The organism is Streptomyces zagrosensis, from assembly GCF_014203645.1.
Classification (GTDB): Bacteria; Actinomycetota; Actinomycetes; order Streptomycetales; family Streptomycetaceae; genus Streptomyces; species Streptomyces zagrosensis.
Window position 1 is genome coordinate 202,979 of record NZ_JACHJL010000013.1, and the last position, 15,772, is coordinate 218,750.

General features: G+C 70.0%; 9 protein-coding genes. 2 read left to right on the plus strand and 7 right to left on the minus strand.

The window, feature by feature from the left end; all coding sequences use genetic code 11:
* Positions 1 to 7: 7 nt before the first annotated feature.
* The 6 genes from FHS42_RS23810 to FHS42_RS23835 all read right to left on the minus strand — a co-directional run bounded on the left by FHS42_RS23810 (position 8) and on the right by FHS42_RS23835 (position 9,077).
* Positions 8 to 931: an NAD-dependent epimerase/dehydratase family protein gene (locus FHS42_RS23810; RefSeq protein ID WP_184575329.1), complete on the minus strand. Its 924-nt coding sequence runs from the start codon at positions 929 to 931 to the stop codon at positions 8 to 10.
* Between the two features lie 8 nt (positions 932 to 939).
* Positions 940 to 1,653, minus strand: coding sequence for a nucleotidyltransferase family protein (locus FHS42_RS23815; RefSeq protein WP_184575209.1), 714 nt, complete (start codon positions 1,651 to 1,653; stop codon positions 940 to 942).
* A gap of 169 nt (positions 1,654 to 1,822) precedes the next feature.
* A complete protein-coding gene (locus FHS42_RS23820; RefSeq protein WP_184575211.1) occupies positions 1,823 to 2,917 on the minus strand; it encodes an SDR family NAD(P)-dependent oxidoreductase in 1,095 nt (364 codons plus the stop codon).
* A gap of 73 nt (positions 2,918 to 2,990) precedes the next feature.
* A complete protein-coding gene (locus FHS42_RS23825) occupies positions 2,991 to 4,541 on the minus strand; it encodes a hypothetical protein (RefSeq protein ID WP_184575213.1) in 1,551 nt (516 codons plus the stop codon).
* The gene (pelF, locus tag FHS42_RS23830) at positions 4,538 to 6,076 is read right to left on the minus strand and encodes a GT4 family glycosyltransferase PelF (protein ID WP_184575215.1); all 1,539 of its coding nucleotides are present in this window, start codon (positions 6,074 to 6,076) and stop codon (positions 4,538 to 4,540) included. Before pelF ends, FHS42_RS23825 begins: the two co-directional genes overlap by 4 nt.
* Before the next feature lie 826 nt (positions 6,077 to 6,902).
* Entirely contained in the window at positions 6,903 to 9,077 is a 2,175-nt protein-coding gene (locus tag FHS42_RS23835) for a hypothetical protein (RefSeq protein WP_184575217.1), read from the minus strand.
* An 847-nt stretch (positions 9,078 to 9,924) separates the two neighbouring features.
* On the opposite strand from FHS42_RS23835, the gene FHS42_RS23840 reads away from it, so the two are divergent.
* Positions 9,925 to 11,403 (plus strand): aminotransferase class I/II-fold pyridoxal phosphate-dependent enzyme, encoded by a 1,479-nt coding sequence (locus tag FHS42_RS23840; RefSeq protein ID WP_184575331.1) that lies wholly within the window; start codon positions 9,925 to 9,927, stop codon positions 11,401 to 11,403.
* 145 nt (positions 11,404 to 11,548) lie between these two features.
* Here FHS42_RS23840 and FHS42_RS23845 read toward each other — a convergent pair whose 3' ends face one another.
* Positions 11,549 to 12,949: an NADP-dependent succinic semialdehyde dehydrogenase gene (locus FHS42_RS23845; protein WP_184575219.1), complete on the minus strand. Its 1,401-nt coding sequence runs from the start codon at positions 12,947 to 12,949 to the stop codon at positions 11,549 to 11,551.
* A gap of 418 nt (positions 12,950 to 13,367) precedes the next feature.
* Between FHS42_RS23845 and FHS42_RS23850 the strand changes: the two genes are divergently transcribed.
* On the plus strand, positions 13,368 to 15,743 hold the full coding sequence (locus tag FHS42_RS23850; RefSeq protein WP_184575221.1) for a phosphoketolase family protein: 2,376 nt from the start codon (positions 13,368 to 13,370) through the stop codon (positions 15,741 to 15,743).
* Positions 15,744 to 15,772: the final 29 nt, after the last annotated feature.

The window sequence follows — 15,772 nt, forward strand, 5'->3', positions numbered from 1 at the left end:
AGGTGCTTCAGGTGCTTCCGTGTGCTGGGCGCAGGGTTCCCACGGGCTTGCCGGTGGCCGCGGCCCACAGGTCGGCGAGCGACTGTGGGAAGGAGTACCGAGGTCGCCAGTCCAGGGCGCTGACGGTCGTGGTGATGTCGGCCCAGGCGCGCGATGCGGCCGGCGAGCGTGTCGATCCCACCCCGTCCTCGTCGATCCGGCCGCCGAAGCCGGCGAGTTGCGCGAGTCCGCTGGCTACGGCGCGTACCGGCTTGGCGGTGCCGCTGCCGACGTTGAGTACCGGGGGCAGTGGGGCAGTGGCGATGGTGGCGCGGACGATGGCCTGTGCGACGTCTCGTGCGTCGATGAAGTCGCGGTACGCGGACAGGTCGCCGACCTGCACCGCGCTGCCGCGCTCCGCATCGCGCAACAGCCCGGCCAATCGTCCGGGCAGGCTGCTGGCCGGGGAGCCCGGGCCGATGGGGTTGAAGACGCGGAGCACCACAGCGTCAAGGCCGGAGTTGGTGACGGCGAGCGTGCCGGCGAGCTTGGTGGCCCCGTACACGCTGAACGGGCAGGTGGGGCTGGATTCGGTGAGGGCAAGCCCCTGGCCGGACGCCCCGTACTCGGCGGCGGAGCCCAGGTGCACCAGACGAGCGGTGGGGGCCGCCTCGCCCAGCGCGGCACACAGGGCCGCCGGGCCGCGGGCGTTGGTGCCGGCGAGGGCGAGCGAGCTGCCGCCCACGGCGCCCGCGCAGTTGACGACCGTGTCCGGGCGCAGTGCGCCCAGCGTGTCGGCGAGTTGCGCCACACCGGCGGTGGCCAGGTCGATATGGACGTCGGCTGCGGGCGAGCGACCGCCGATCAACACCTGCGCGCCGGGCACGGCGCGCAGGTGTTGGACGGTGTGCTCGCCGAGGAAGCCGCTGGAGCCCAGGACGAGAATGCGCATCAGAGCAGTCACGCTCCCTTGATGAGGACGCCGCGCCGTGCGGTGAACTCGGCGTTAGCACGGTCATAGTCGTCGGGCCGGCCTATGTCGAGCCAGTAGCCGTCGAAGTCGTACGCGTGCGGCGGGGTGTCGTTCTTGAGTAGGTCGAGTACGAGTTCGTCGAAGCCGAGCGGAAGCCCGGGGGTGTAGGGGCCGAGGGTGTCCCGTGAGACACCGTAGACGCCCATGGACACGCGATAGTCGATGCTGGGTTTTTCGGTGAAGCCGACCACTCGGCCCGACTCGGTGGTCAGCACCCCGAAGTCGATGTTGACCTGACGGGCGTAGGTGGCGATGGTCAGCGGCGCCCCGCTGTTCTCGTGGGTGCACAGCACTTTCCCGAAGTCGAGGTCGGTGAGGATGTCACCGTTCATGACCAAGAAGTGCTCGGGCAGCCGATCGAGCATGGTCAACAGCGGGCCCATGGTGCCCAGTGGGCTGTCCTCGGAGCTGTACCCCACGCGCAGCCCCCACTGCGAGCCGTTGCCGACGTAGGCGCGGATGATGTGTCCGAGATGGCCGATGGCCAGCGTGCAACTGGTGAACCCGGCAGCGGCGAGCTGCCGCATGACGATTTCTAGAATCGCGTGCTGATCCCCGATGGGCACTAGTGGCTTGGGCAGAGCGGTGGTGTACGGGCGCAGTCGAACGCCCTTGCCACCGGCCAGGATGACTGCGTGCATGGAGGGTTCCTCTCTCCGGTAGGTCCGCGAGTGGTCGCGGACGGTGGTGGTACGCGATAACCCCGGGCGGCGCGCGTGGAGATAGCTGGGGATGACGCAGCCGCGAGGGAACACGGCGGCCTATCGAGGCCACCGTTGGCGCGCGGCGGCCTCACGGGCCGCGGCACCGTCAAACGTTGTAGAGGTCGGTCTTGTAGCGGGCTAGGTTCGCCGGGTCCCGGAAGAAGTCGATGGTGTGGCCCAGGCCGTCTTCCAGGGTGTGCGCGGGGGCCCAGCCGGTTGCGGCACGCAGCCGGGAGGCGTCACAGACCAGGCGCATGACCTCGGAGTCGGCGGGCCTGATGCGCTGGGCGTCCTCGTGGACCTCGATGGTGGTGTCCATCAACTTGCCGATGAGGCGCACGAGTTCGCCAACGGAGATCTCGCCGCCGGTGCCCGCGTTGAAGGTGTGTCCGACGACCTGTTCGGCGGGGGCAGTGCCGACCGCGAGGAAGGCCGCGGCGGTGTCCTTGACGTAGCTGAAGTCGCGGGTGGGGCGCAGATCTCCGAGGGTGATGGTGCGTTGGCCTGCGGCGACCTGGCCGATCACGGTGGGGATCACGGCGCGCATCGACTGGCGCGGGCCGAAGGTGTTGAACGGGCGCAGCGTGACGACGGGGGTCGCGAAGCTGGCGTGGTAGCTGTCGGCGAGCCGGTCGCCTCCGGCCTTGGATGCGGCGTACGGCGACTGGGTGTTGATCGGGTGGTCCTCGGTGATCGGCACGGTTTGGGCGGTGCCGTACGTCTCGCTGGTGGAGGTGTGCACCAGGCGCGGGATCTCCTGGTGGCGCACGGCCTCAAGGAGGTTGAGGGTGCCCGTGATGTTGGTTTCCACATAGCTGTGCGGGGCGCGGTAGGAGTACGGGATGGCGATCAGCGCGGCCAGGTGGTAGACGGCATCGACGCCGGCTACTAGGCCGTTCACCGAGCCGGGGTCGCGGACGTCACCGAGTACGACCTCGACGTGGTCGAGCACGTCCGCCGGCAGGGTCTCCAGCCAGCCGAACGAGGAGAAGGAGTTGTACTGCACCATTGCGCGCACCCGATGGCCGGCCGTGACCAGCGTCTCTACCAGGTGCGAGCCGATGAATCCCTCGGCTCCTGTGACGGCGACGGGCGCGCTGCCCGGGGCGCCGGCTGGCGAGGCGGGTGAGGCAGGCGAGGCGGCAGCAGCGGGAGGGGTGGCAGCGGTGGCGGACGAGGGGGTTGTTGGGGACGAGGACATGCTAGAGCTCCGTTTCTCGTGAGTGCGTGGTGCGGTTGTGTGGTGACGTACGGCCGTACGGCGTGCGGGCGTGTCAGCGGTGGGCCGTGATGCGGCCGAGCAGCGCGGTGGCGGCTCCCAGCAGCACGGCGGCGGTACAGCAACAGGCGGCGAGCTGGACGGAGGTGGGCGTCCAGGCGTGCAGGGCGAGCGGCACGGTCTCCACCACGGCGGCGGCCAGTGTGCTGAGGGCGGGAATCCATGCGGTGCCAAACGCCTGGAGCAGTAGCCCTGTCCACATCACGGCACCGAGCGCCACCACGGCGGCCAGCCGCTGCGGGCCAAGGTGCGGTCCGTCTGGCCATAGGGCCGCCGTGGTGTAGACGAGGACGGCGAGGACGGACAGGTAGACGGCCATGCACCGGGCCAGCACCCAGGCGGCGCGCAGCAGCAGTGCGCCCGCTGTGGTGCTTTCGGCCAGCGCGGCGAGCGCGAGGCCACGGCAGCGGTAGAGCAGCCATTCGGCCACACCCATGCTGAGGGTGAGCGCGATGACCGAAGGGCCGGTGAGCGACGCCCCTGCGCCGTAGCGCAGCACATCGCCGAGGACGGCCACCGAGGTGAGCACGGCGCAGCCGAGCCCGAACAGGCCGTAGGGCACCGACTCGTGCCACCGTGGGCCGGCGCTCTTCCGGTTCTTCTCCTCCCCGTCCGCCGTGGCCTTCGGCCGTTCGGCGATGGCCCGGGTGATGGCCAAGGCCGCGGCCGACAGCGCGGCCAGCACGGTGGCCAGGGGCAGCGCGGCGCGTACGACACTTGGCAGGTCGATCCAGAGCAGCACGGTGGAGCCGACGCCGATGGGCAGCAGGCTGTACAGCAGCTCGCGCTCCTTGCCGAGCACCAACAAAGCGGTGGCGGCGGCCAGGTAGACCGACTGGCCCGCGGCGAACGCCATGGCCGCGCCCGGGCCTGGCAGCACCAGTGCGGCGGCGAAGGCAAGCACCGCGCCCAGTGTGCCGCCGATGCGTAGGCAGGCGGCGGCGGCCGGGCTGCCGCCGAGCGCGAGCCAGCGGTAGGCGCGGTGCGCGAGGGCCTGGTTCCAGGCCCAGCCGACCAGCGCGGAGGCGGCCAGCGGGCCGGTACCGGCGGAGAGGCCGAAGAGCCCGGTGGGTCCTTCGAGGAAGGGTGTGCTGAGTACGTAGCCGAGCCCCGGCAGGGTGAAGACCACGCCGCGCAGCAGGAAGCGGCCGGGTTTCGCGTGCCACGGGTCGGATCGGGCGGGTGGTTCGGGAAAGCCGCGCGGCACGCGCTCGTAGAGCTCGGTGGCGAGTTCGAAGACGTTGCGGCGGCCGTAGCGCGCGGTGATCTGCTCCCCGGTCAGGCCGTCCGCCTCAAGGAAGGCGGCGATCTCATCGGGGTGCACGGCGGCGGCGCACACGTCGGCAAGCCGTTCCACCAGGTCATCGAGCGGGTCATCGGCCCAGGACGGGGCGGGGCGCGGCGCGCGCTGGTGGCGACCCCCGTCGTCGCCGGCCTTGTGGTCGCGGACGCGTCCTTGGCCGGTGAACACCGAGGTGGGAGGTGTCGCTGCGGGGCGGGACGGATCGGGTACGGGGCCGGGGACCAGCCGTAGCGGGCCGCTCATCCGGCACCTCCGGCGGCGATGGCCCGGGCCCAGGAGGGCCGCGGCGCGCCTGTCGTGCGGTGGGGTTCGCGGTCCTGGCGTCGCCCGGAGAGGCAGTGGTAGATGTCCCGAAAGGTGTCGATGGTTTGCCGCAGCGTGAACTGCTCGATGACGCGCAGCCTGGCGCCCTCGCCCATGCGCGCTCGTAACTGCGGTTCCTTCAGGAGCCGCAGTGCGGCCTGTGCCATGCGTTCGGGGTCCCGGGGCGGCACCACAAGGCCGGCGTCGCCGACCGCTTCTCGCACCCCGCCAACATCGGTGGACACGGTGGCCCGTCCGCAGGACATGGCCTCGATGAGGGTGAAGGGGAAGCCTTCACTGACGCTGGAGAGCATGACGACATTGCCCGCCGCGTAGGCGTCCTTGATGTCGTCCACGCGGCCCTCGAAGGTGACGTCCGCACCGACTCCGAGTTCCTTCGCGAGTTCTTCGCAACCCTCCCGGTAGGCTTCGGCGCCGCGCGGGGTGCCGCCGAACAACCGCAGCTTCGCGGTGGGCAGTTCGGCGCGCACCAGGGCGAAGGCCCGGATGAGGGTACGCAGGTCCTTGATCGGGTCCACCCGGCCGGCCCAGCTCAGTGTGGGGGCCTCGGGTTCGGGCCCGGCGGGCGGAAAGGCGGCCGGGTCAACTCCGTTGTATACGGTACGTATTCGCTCCGGCGGGGTGCCACCGTGTTCCTCCCAGCGCCGGTTGTACCGGTTGCCGGGTGTCACCAGGGCGGCGGTGCGGTAGCTCTCCTTGGCCAGCAGCCGGAAGAAGCCCAGCATCAGGGCCTTGACGGGCCAGCGGTAGGGCTCGGCGCGAAAGCTCAGGTAGCGCTCGCGTAGATAGACGCCGTGCTCGGTGAGGAGGAACGGCGTGCCGTGCTGGTGGTGGGCGACCAGGCCGGGGAGCGCGGCGAGCCCGCCGCTGACGGCGTGGGTCAACGAGCCGACCGCTGGCCGTCCGGCCAGCGGGCGCAGTGCGTGCTCCAAAAGATCGGTGGCGCTGAGCGCGTCGTGCAGCGTGGGTCGTGCCGCGGCGGTTGCCAGCGAGGGCTTGGTCCACAGGCGGGCCAGGACGCGCGCCGCGCGTTCGGTGCGCAGCGCCTGCGACAAGATGCCCGCGGGCGCGTGTTCGGCCAGTTGGTAGAGGGCGGCCGGGAAGTGATCTTCGTGGGCCGGGTCGAGCAGGGCGGTGAGCAACTCTTCGTATGCGCCAAGCACCCGGCGCAGTTCCCTGCCGCGCGGCGCGGGGCACGGTTGGGGGGTGCCCCACAGCGGCAGGTTGTCGATGCCGCGTACGTTGCCCGGTGGCTTCCAGGCGAGTGGTTCCCTGCCGGTGCCGGTCACCGCCATGACGTGGAATTCCACGTCGGGCATGCCGTTGATCAACTGGTCGCACCACACGCTGACTCCGCCGTGGCTGTGCGGATAGGTGCCCTCGGTGAGGAGGGTCACCGAGGTGCCGTCCGGCGGCTCTACGCCGCTCTCTGGCGCGCTGCGTGGTCCGTGCATGGTTGTTCGTACTCCCGGGGGGACGGTGCGGTGCCTTTCCCGGCGGGCCCGGCGCCGTCCCGGGGTGGGCCGGTGGGCGTGGGCGCGTCGCGGGCCTGGGGAAGGCAACGGTGCGGGTGATCCTGGGCGGTTGGGGGTCCGCCTCGTGCGATGGTGCTGGTGTGCTGCGTTGCCGGCGGCCGAGCCGCGGCGAGGCAGTCAGGCCAGTGGTGCCTGACTCGCCGCGTGTGGCCCGATGGGCCGGTGGTGCGCTGGCCCGACTCGTGTGGCCCGTGGGGCCGGTGGGCCACCCGGTACGGCAAGGAGGCCGGTGGCTCCGCCAGCGGTCGCGGCCCTTGACCTGGCCAGACCCACCCGCCGGCGGGACTGGCGGTCGGCTCACCGGTCCATCGCCGGGCGGTTCCTGTGGATCTGGTGACGCCTGTGAGCCTGGTGACGCATGTGAGTCTGATAGTGCCTATGGGCCCGATGGTGCCTATGGGCCGTGCGCCGACCGATGGTGCCCCGACCGGATGGGCCGGGGCACTGCGTCGTAGTGCAGTGGTGCCTGCGCAGTACGTGGTACCTGCGCAGTGCAGTGGTACCTGCGTAATGCGTGGTACCTGCGTAGTGCAGCGCTGCGCCGAGTGGCGCCGGGCGCGCTGGGCCTTCCGGGCAAGCGGTGCCCGGTAGCGCCCAGTTGGTGGTGCGAAGGCGCGCCAGGGTGGCCGGATGGCGTGTCGGCGGACGGGCCGGGCCGCCGGTGCGGAACGCCGGGCCGGTTGGGTCCGTGCGCCACCCCGGCGCCCCGCGCCCTGCGGGGCCCGCCTGGTACGCCAACCGCCCGTTAGGACCTGCTGTCGCCGGGACCGTACGGCACCGCCTGCCGGGCCCCATCGGGCACCTGGAGCTTGCGGCCCGGTGCCGCGGGCCGGTCGGCGGAGGCCGGGTCCGGCGGGTCGGTCGGCGTTCCGGCGTCGGTCAGCGTCAGCACGACCTGGGTCTCGTCTTCATCCGCCGTCGCCCAGCCGGAGCGCAGCCCCGCGTAAGGCGTGCCGAACGGAACGCTCGTCTCGCCCCGCGCCTGCTGGCTGCCGGGAGGCAGCGTGGCGGTGACGTCGGTGCCGGAGGGCGCGGTGACGGTGACCGTGTTGCCGATCCGGTAGCCGCTGACGCGGCCGGAGACAAGACCGGCCTTCCAGGCCGCACGCTGGCGCAGCTCCGTCCCGGCGTCCCGCATCCGGGAGTTGACCAGCGGCGTGTTGTCAGCGAACAGCGCCCTGTAGTCGTTCAGCAACCGGTCGAGCACCGGGTAGGCGATGCGGTCCTCGGCGAGGTTGGACTGGTGGATGAAGTGCGGGCGCGGGTCGTTGGACGTCGCGTGTGAGAGCCCGATGCTGGCTTCAAGGGGCACGATGTACGAGGCGTAACCGGTCGCCGGGTCGAGCGCCTTGGGCAGGCAGGTGGTGTTGGGTGCGGTTTCGCATGTACCGCTGCCGCCATCGGCCTTGCGGGCGTAGATCCAGTTGTACTCGTCCACCTGCTCGGCGGCGCGGCCCGCGTTGTAGAAGATGTTCATCGGGTAGCGGGGCACGGTCAGAGCGGCACCGGCGGCGCGCTGTCCGGGCTCGCGGGAGTTGTCACTGCCGACCCAGCTGACATCGCTGTCCTCCAGCGCGGGAGCCAGTTCGGGGTTGTCGGCCGGTTGCTGTGGGCGGCTCGCAAGGCCGGAGTGCTCACCCGTGACTAGTTCGCTGCGGTCCACGGCCAGGCCCTGCCGCCCGGCCCAGTCGAGGTTGTTCTCGATCTGCTCCGTGATCGTGTCACCGCTCACCCAACGCACCCGGCCGAACAGGTCGGTCGAGCACTTCCACGGCACGACGCTGACGTTTTGCACACAGCCGAGGAAGAGGTGGTTGTACGTGTGGTTGACCCAGCGGTAGCTGTGCTGGTCGGCGAGGAACTGCTCGGCCAGCGGGTCGGTGCCGCCGTTCTCTTCCTTGTATGCCTCGCTGCCGCCGGCGTTGTACGCCATGTCCAAGGTGAGGCCGTGCGACTGCGACCAGGTCCGTGCGTACTGCGCGTCATCAGCGGTCATGCGGATCGGGTCCGGCTCCGGGGTGTCGCCAGCCGGGCCGCAGTCCGCGTCACCCGGGGTGCAGTTGAGCTCGGTGTCCCACCGATCGTCCGCGCCCAGGACGTCGTCCACGTGCACGCCAAAGTAGTTCCGGTCGGCACCCAGATGGATGCCCTGGGTCAGCCACTCCACGATGCCGCGTGCCAGCAGCCGGTACTGCCGCTGGTGCTTGTTGTAGACGAAGGTGACCACCAGTTCGCGGCGCCCGTCGTGGGCGTACTCGCCGACCAGCGAGCCGCGTGCGGTGCTACCGGCCAGCGGTGCGTCAACGTAACTGGTGAACGTCGCGCCTCCCGGGGGCTGGGCGAGCGGCACCGCCAAGAAGCCATAGCTCTCGGTGATCTTCGGGTCGTTGTCCTCGAACGGCACCGTGCCATCGAGGTAACCGAAGGGGCCGGCGGTCCCCGCGTCGGTCACCTGGACGGTCCGCCCGTCCAGCGAGCCGATATAACCGGGATTTTCGGCGTAGTTGAGCCCCACCTCGGGGCGGGCATAGGTGTACGCGTCCACCTGGCGGATGCCGAACCGTTTCTCGTACGCGGCGATGGCGGTCATCTCCGTGGAGCCGGTACCGAACGGATTGTCGTTGGGCAGCACAACCGCCTGGTATTTGGCGCGCGCACGGCCATCCACGGTGTCGCTGAGGAAGGCCGCGTCGATGCGGGGCCGTGCCGTGTCGCTGAGCGAGACGGTGGTGCGCGGGGTGCCCGCGCTATCGAGTTCGGCCGCGATCGCGGCGGTTGCGGGGCCGCCGTCATCAACGACAAGGACCCGCAGGTCGATTCTTGGTGGTACGCCAGCGGCGCCAGCGTTGACCGCCGGCAGGCCGATTGCGAGTAGGGCGGCCGTAGCGCAGGCGGCGGCCAGCCGGGTCACATGACCCATGAAAAAATCCCCCCCAGGGGTGGCGGGCGCCGGGGCGGGCGCCGACCGGTCAGCAGTCGCGCACCACGGCGTGCCGGAGCACGCCACGGCGGCGCGAGGTGATGGATGACGGATGCTGAGGTGATGCGTTCGAGGCTCCCCTTCCTCAAACGCATGCCGTCAGCGAGCTCCGCGGGCCACGGTCGTGAACACGTCACGAGCCAAGAGATATTTGGGCCTACCCCTCGGCTGCCCACCACATACTGCGTCATCACCGTTGCACCGAGTAGGACAACGGAGAGGCAGCGTTCCGGAATGCGTCACGCCAGGGCAGGCGGAACCGAAGTCGATCAAGAGGGAGCATGTCTCGCTGTACCCGGCGTGCGCCCCTATGTAATCGACTTCCCGTGGGGTGACCTGCGGCACCAGCGGTTGAAGCTCCGCGCAGCACGAAACTCAGCGTGACCGTTCCGCTGTCCCGGATACCGGATACGGGGCGAGGAAATCGGCCGAATGCCGCCTGTCGCGAATGCACACTTTGCGCGGTTAGTTGATACAGCGACCATTGCACGCCCCCGTGAGCGCCCCGGTATCGCCCAAGTCGGCTCCTTGCTGCGGAGTGTGGGGGCGTACGGTACATACGCCTCGCGCCCCACTCGTTCGCAGCGCCCCATAAGCCACAGTGATCACGCCGCCTAGATCGCTTATGCAACGTGTATTGCCGGCGCCAACTGCTGCGCGCACCTGGCTGAACGGGCACCTGCCCACCTCCGTGCCAGGGCGCGCGGGCATCGGATCGGGCCGGGTGGACAGCCACGATCGGCGCACCGGCTCGGTAGTCGCGGCGCCCGCGGGGAACCTGTTGCGCATGGACCAAAGCGAAGCACCTATTTTGGAGGCACTCCGCGACTATCAGCAGCGGGGTGAGCTGTCGTACACACCGCCCGGCCACAAGCAGGCCCGCGGCGCCGATCCGCGGGTGCGCGCGGTGCTCGGCGACGCCGTCTTCACCTCGGACGTGCTGGCCATCGGCGGCCTCGATGATCACCAGGAGTCGCACCAGGTGCTGATGCGCGCCGAGGAGCTGATGGCCGAAGCGGTACACGCGCGGCTCACCTTCTTCTCCACCTGCGGCAGCTCGCTGTCCGTCAAGGCGGCGATGCTTGCGGTGGCCGGCCCGCAGGAAAAACTGCTGGTCGGCAGGGACGCACACAAGTCGGTCGTCTCGGGCCTGATCCTGTCCGGAGTGCGTCCGGTGTGGGTCGAGCCGCAGTGGGATCATGAGCGGCATCTGGCTCATCCCCCGTCTCCCGCGTCGTTCGAGGCGGCGTTCGCGCAGCACCCGGACGCCCGGGGCGCGCTGGTCACCAGCCCCACCCCGTACGGGGCATGCGCCGATCTCGCCGCCATCGCTCAGGTATGCCATCAGCGGGGACGGCCACTGATCGTGGACGAGGCATGGGGTGCGCATCTGCCCTTCCACCCCGATCTGCCGTCCTGGGCCATGGACGCCGGGGCCGATGTGTGCGTGACCAGCATCCACAAGATGGGCAGCGGCCTGGAGCAGGGGTCGGTGTTCCACCTGGGCGGCGACCTCATCGACCCGGCCGTCCTCGCGTCCCGGGCCGATCTGCTCGGCACCACCAGTCCCTCTGTCCTCATCTACGCCGGCCTCGATGGCTGGCGGCGCCAAATGGCACAACACGGAAAGCAGCTCCTCGGCGACGCACTCGACCTGGCGTACCGCGTACGGGCCGAGATCGAGACCATCGATGGGCTGCACGTCAACGACCGCGCCGACTTCGTCGGTCCCGGGCGGGCCGCCGACCTCGACCCGCTGCCCGTGGTCATCGACCTCGCGCAGACCGGCACCACGGGGTACCGGGCCGCGAAATGGCTGCGGGAGCGGCATGCAATCGACGTCCATCTCACCGATCACCGGCGCATCAGTGCCCAGTTCACGCACGCCGATTCACCGGAGACCGCCCGGCCGCTACTCGCCGCGTTGCGGGAGCTGTCGCGGTGCGCGGATGAGCTGCGCGACGCACCACAGGTGGCAGTGCCCTCGCCGCAGGACCTACGGCTTGAGCAGGCGTGCCTGCCCCGGGATGCCTACTTCGGCGCGACGGAGGACGTCCCCCCGGCGCAGGCCGCGGGGCGAATCTCGGCGGAGATGCTGACCCCCTATCCGCCCGGCGTGCCCGCCGCGCTGCCGGGCGAACGCCTCACCGAACCGGTGCTGCGCTACCTGCGCACCGGCCTGGACGCCGGGATGCGCATCCCGGACGCAGCGGATGAGCGGCTACGGACCGTACGGGTACTGGCACGGGCGGCCCAGGCGGACTGACGTCCCCGGGCGCCCCCGGCCGGGGCCCGCGCCCCTACGGCGCTCCCCCACGGCCTTAGAAGGCCCGGCGCGGATGCGGGGCTCACAGGCCGGCGGTGGCGCGGGCACCTGGGCGCCCCAGCTGGCTGGGGCGCCGGGGGCGGGCTCACCCGTTCGGCGGGCCGTACCACACCGTGGTCGCGTTGCAGAACTCGCGGATGCCATGGCCGGCGAGCTCCCGCCCGTACCCCGAGCGCTTCACGCCGCCGAAGGGCAGCGCCGGGTGGGAGGCGGTCATGCCGTTGAAGAAGACGCCGCCCGCTGCCAGATCGCGGATCAGCCGCTCCTGTTCGCCTTCGTCCCGCGTCCAGGCGTTGGAGCTGAGGCCGAAGGACGTGTCGTTGGCAAGGTTCACCGCCTCGTCAAGGTCAGCGACCCGATAGAGCGAAGCAACGGGCCCGAACGCCTCCTCCTGATGGATGCGCATATCCGCGCTGATGTGGGCAAGCACGGTCGGCTCGTAGAACCAGCCCGCTGTACGGTCCGCCGGGCGCCCGCCACCACACAGCGCCGTCGCGCCGTGCCGCAGGGCGTCATCGACCAGTTCCTCCAGGTCGCTGCGCCCCGACTCGCTGGAGAGCGGGCCGACGTCGGTGTCAGCGTCCATCGGGTCCCCGACCCGCAGGGCTCGCATGCCCGCGACGAAGGCGTCCGTGAACTCGTCGTACACCGCGTCATGCACGATGAAACGCTTGGCGGCGATGCAGGACTGCCCGGCGTTTTGCGTCCGCGCGCTCACGGCGACCTGGGCCGCGCGGCGCACGTCGGCCGATGGCAGCACCACGTACGGGTCGCTGCCGCCCAGTTCCAGTACGGTCTTCTTGATCTCGTCACCGGCGATCGAGGCCACCGACCGCCCGGCGGGCTCGCTGCCGGTCAAAGTCGCCGCGACCACCCGAGGATCGCGCAGGATGCCCTCGATGGCGCCCGAACCCACCAACAGGGTCTGGAAGACGCCTGCGGGAAATCCGGCCCTGCGAAACAGTTCCTCCAGGTACAGCGCGGTCTGCGGCACGTTCGACGCATGCTTGAGCAACCCCACGTTGCCCGCCATCAGAGCCGGCGCCGCGAACCGTACGACCTGCCAGAGGGGAAAGTTCCACGGCATGACGGCAAGCACCGGACCCATCGGCCGGTAGCGCACGAAGGCGTTCGCCGCGCCCGCGTCGGCCACGTCGTCGGGCGCGGGCCGCTCATCGGCGAGAAGCCGCTCGGCGTGCTGTGCGTACCAGCGCAACGTCTTCACGCACTTGGCGACCTCGGCTCCGGCCGCGGCGAGCGGCTTGCCCATCTCGGTGGTGATGGTCCTGGCGACGGCGTCCTGATCCTCTTCCAACAGGTCGGCCGCCCGGCGTAGCAGCTCGGCACGGTGCGCGAAGGCGGTGGTGCGATAGGTGGCGAAGGCCGAGGCCGCCAGGGCGAGCCGATCACGTACCGCGTCCTCACTCAGCGCGTCAAAGGTCTTCACGGTCTCGCCGGTCGCCGGGTTCACGGTGGCGATGGGCATGCGGGTGCCTCCCTTGAATTACGGTGCGCCCCCGCGCCCGGTACGCCCCTTCGCGCGGTACGCCTGTGCTTACGGTGCGCCCTGCTTACGGTGCGCTCCGGCTTCGGTGCGCCCCTGCTTCGGCGCGGCTGGGCCACCGCCTCGCGGCCCCGCACGGCACACCACATGCCACATCCGGCACACGGCCTGGCCCACGGCGCGCGGGCAGTGGTCTCTTCGGTCCTCCGTTCGACCATGCAGGCCGACCGGGTACCCCGCAAACGCACGCCTCAGCCAGCGCCGGACCACCGATCTTCCGGCATCTGCCGGCACCTCGCCCCACTGGACTGGACACCTTGCTCTCGCGAGGTCGGCATACAGGCGCGAGGGTGGGTATTCGGAGAACGTCGGTGTCCCCTGGATCAGAAAGGCCCGCGGCATGGCCACAGCCCCTCCGCACCAGTTGTCCGAGCACGACCTCGCCACGGTGGACCGGTACTGGCGGGCCGCGAACTATCTGGCTGTCGGCCAGATCTACCTCATGGACAACCCCCTCCTCGCGGAGCCGCTGAGCCTGGAGCACATCAAGCCGCGACTACTCGGCCACTGGGGTACGACACCCGGGCTCAATCTCATTTACGCGCATCTCAACCGGGTGATCGCCGCCCGGGACCTGGACGCCATCCACATCACGGGCCCCGGGCACGGCGGCCCCGCCACCGTGGCCTGCTGCTGGCTCGATGGCAGCTACTCCGATGTGTACCGGGACGTGCCGCGGGACGGCGAGGGCATGGCCCGGCTGTTCCGACAATTTTCCTTCCCCGGCGGGGTGCCGAGCCATGTCGCGCCCGAGACACCCGGCTCCATTCATGAGGGCGGTGAACTGGGCTACTCGCTCAGCCACGCCTACGGTGCCGCGTTCGACAATCCGGACCTGGTGGTGGCCGCCATCGTCGGCGACGGCGAGGCCGAGACGGGACCGCTGGCCACCGGCTGGCACGGCAACAAGTTCCTCGACCCGGTGCACGATGGCGCGGTGCTGCCGATCCTGCACCTCAACGGCTACAAGATCGCCAACCCCACGGTGCTGGCCCGGATACCACAAGAAGAACTGGACCAGTTGCTACGCGGCTACGGGCACGACCCGGTGTACGTCAGCGGTGACGAGCCCGAGGCCGTGCACCGGGAGCTGGCCGCCGCGCTGGATGGCTGCCTCGATCGCATCGCCGCCTACCAACGCGCCGCCAGAGAGAGCGGTTCAGCTCCTGCCGAGCGGCCCCGCTGGCCCATGATCGTGCTCCGTACGCCCAAGGGCTGGACGGGCCCGAAGGAGGTGGATGGGCTCCCGGTGGAGGGCACCTGGCGCGCTCACCAGGTACCGCTGTCCGGACTGCGCGAGCATCCGGAGCACCTGGAGCAGTTGGAGAGTTGGATGCGTTCGTACCGCCCCGAAGAGCTCTTCGACGATCAAGGGCGCCCGCGCGCCGAACTGCTCAGCCATGTTCCGGTCGGAGATCGCCGGCTTGGTTCGAACCCGCACGCCAACGGCGGGCGCCTGCTGCGCTCACTCCCCCTACCCGACATCCGCCGCTACGCCATCGAGGTCGGCAAGCCGGGAACCACACTCCACGAGCCGACCCGCGCCCTCGGCGCACTGCTACGAGATGTCATGCGGGCCACCGCCGAGCGGCGCGACTTCCGCCTCTTCGGGCCAGACGAGACCGCCTCCAACCGCTTGCAGGACGTGTACGAGGCAAGCGGCAAGGGCTGGCAGGAGGAACTACTGCCGGTCGATGAGCACCTGTCCCGCGATGGCCGGGTCCTGGAAATGCTCTCCGAACACAACTGCCAGGGCTGGCTTGAGGGATACCTCCTGACCGGGCGGCACGGTCTCTTCTCCTCATACGAGGCGTTCATCCACATCGTCACCTCGATGGCCAACCAACACGCCAAGTGGCTCAAGGTCTCCCGCGAGTTGCCCTGGCGCATGCCGATCGCATCCCTCAACTACCTGCTGACCTCGCACGTCTGGCGGCAGGACCACAACGGCTTCTCCCATCAGGACCCGGGCTTCATCGACCACATGGTCAACAAAGACCCGCACACCATCCGGGTGTATCTGCCGCCGGACGCCAACTCACTGCTCGCGGTGGCCGACCACACGCTCAACACGCGGGACCTGATCAATATCGTCGCCGCCGGCAAGCAGCCGTCTTTGGACTGGCTGTCCATCGATGAAGCGGTCAACCATGTCCATCGAGGCATCAGCGTATGGGACTGGGCGAGCACCGACACCGGGCGTGAGCCGGACGTCGTACTGGCCGCCGCCGGTGACGTCCCAACGCTGGAGGTGATGGCCGCGGTGTCGCTGCTGCGGGCGCATCTGCCCCAACTCGCGGTACGCGTGGTCAACGTCGTGGACCTCATGCGGTTGCTGCCGCCCGACGACCACCCCAACGGGCTGCCGGGTCGCGGCTTCGACGCCGTGTTCACCACCGACAAGCCGGTGATCTTCGCGTATCACGGCTACCCCTGGTTGATCCACCGAATGACCTACCGGCGCAGCGGCCACGACAACTTCCACGTCCGCGGCTACAAGGAAGAAGGCACCACGACCACCCCCTTCGACATGGTCGTCCGCAACGACATGGACCGCTACCGACTGGTCATGGACGTCATCGACCGGGTACCCGGGCTGGCACTGACCGCCATCGCGGTACGGCAACGCATGAAGGACAAGCGTGTGGAACACCACGCTTACATCCGGAAGTACGGCGAGGACATGCCCGAGGTGAAGGACTGGTCGTGGACGTAAACGGCATAGGAGCGCCCGATGAGCGGCCG

What these genes read in the sequence shown, in the direction of transcription:
- FHS42_RS23810 (WP_184575329.1), bottom strand. Translation starts at nt 931, where the DNA reads ATGCGCATTCTCGTCCTGGGCTCCAGCGGCTTCCTCGGCGAGCACACC.
- FHS42_RS23815 (WP_184575209.1), bottom strand. Translation starts at nt 1,653, where the DNA reads ATGCACGCAGTCATCCTGGCCGGTGGCAAGGGCGTTCGACTGCGCCCG.
- FHS42_RS23820 (WP_184575211.1), bottom strand. Translation starts at nt 2,917, where the DNA reads ATGTCCTCGTCCCCAACAACCCCCTCGTCCGCCACCGCTGCCACCCCT.
- FHS42_RS23825 (WP_184575213.1), bottom strand. Translation starts at nt 4,541, where the DNA reads ATGAGCGGCCCGCTACGGCTGGTCCCCGGCCCCGTACCCGATCCGTCC.
- pelF (WP_184575215.1), bottom strand. Translation starts at nt 6,076, where the DNA reads ATGCACGGACCACGCAGCGCGCCAGAGAGCGGCGTAGAGCCGCCGGAC.
- FHS42_RS23835 (WP_184575217.1), bottom strand. Translation starts at nt 9,077, where the DNA reads ATGGGTCATGTGACCCGGCTGGCCGCCGCCTGCGCTACGGCCGCCCTA.
- FHS42_RS23840 (WP_184575331.1), top strand. Translation starts at nt 9,925, where the DNA reads ATGGACCAAAGCGAAGCACCTATTTTGGAGGCACTCCGCGACTATCAG.
- FHS42_RS23845 (WP_184575219.1), bottom strand. Translation starts at nt 12,949, where the DNA reads ATGCCCATCGCCACCGTGAACCCGGCGACCGGCGAGACCGTGAAGACC.
- FHS42_RS23850 (WP_184575221.1), top strand. Translation starts at nt 13,368, where the DNA reads ATGGCCACAGCCCCTCCGCACCAGTTGTCCGAGCACGACCTCGCCACG.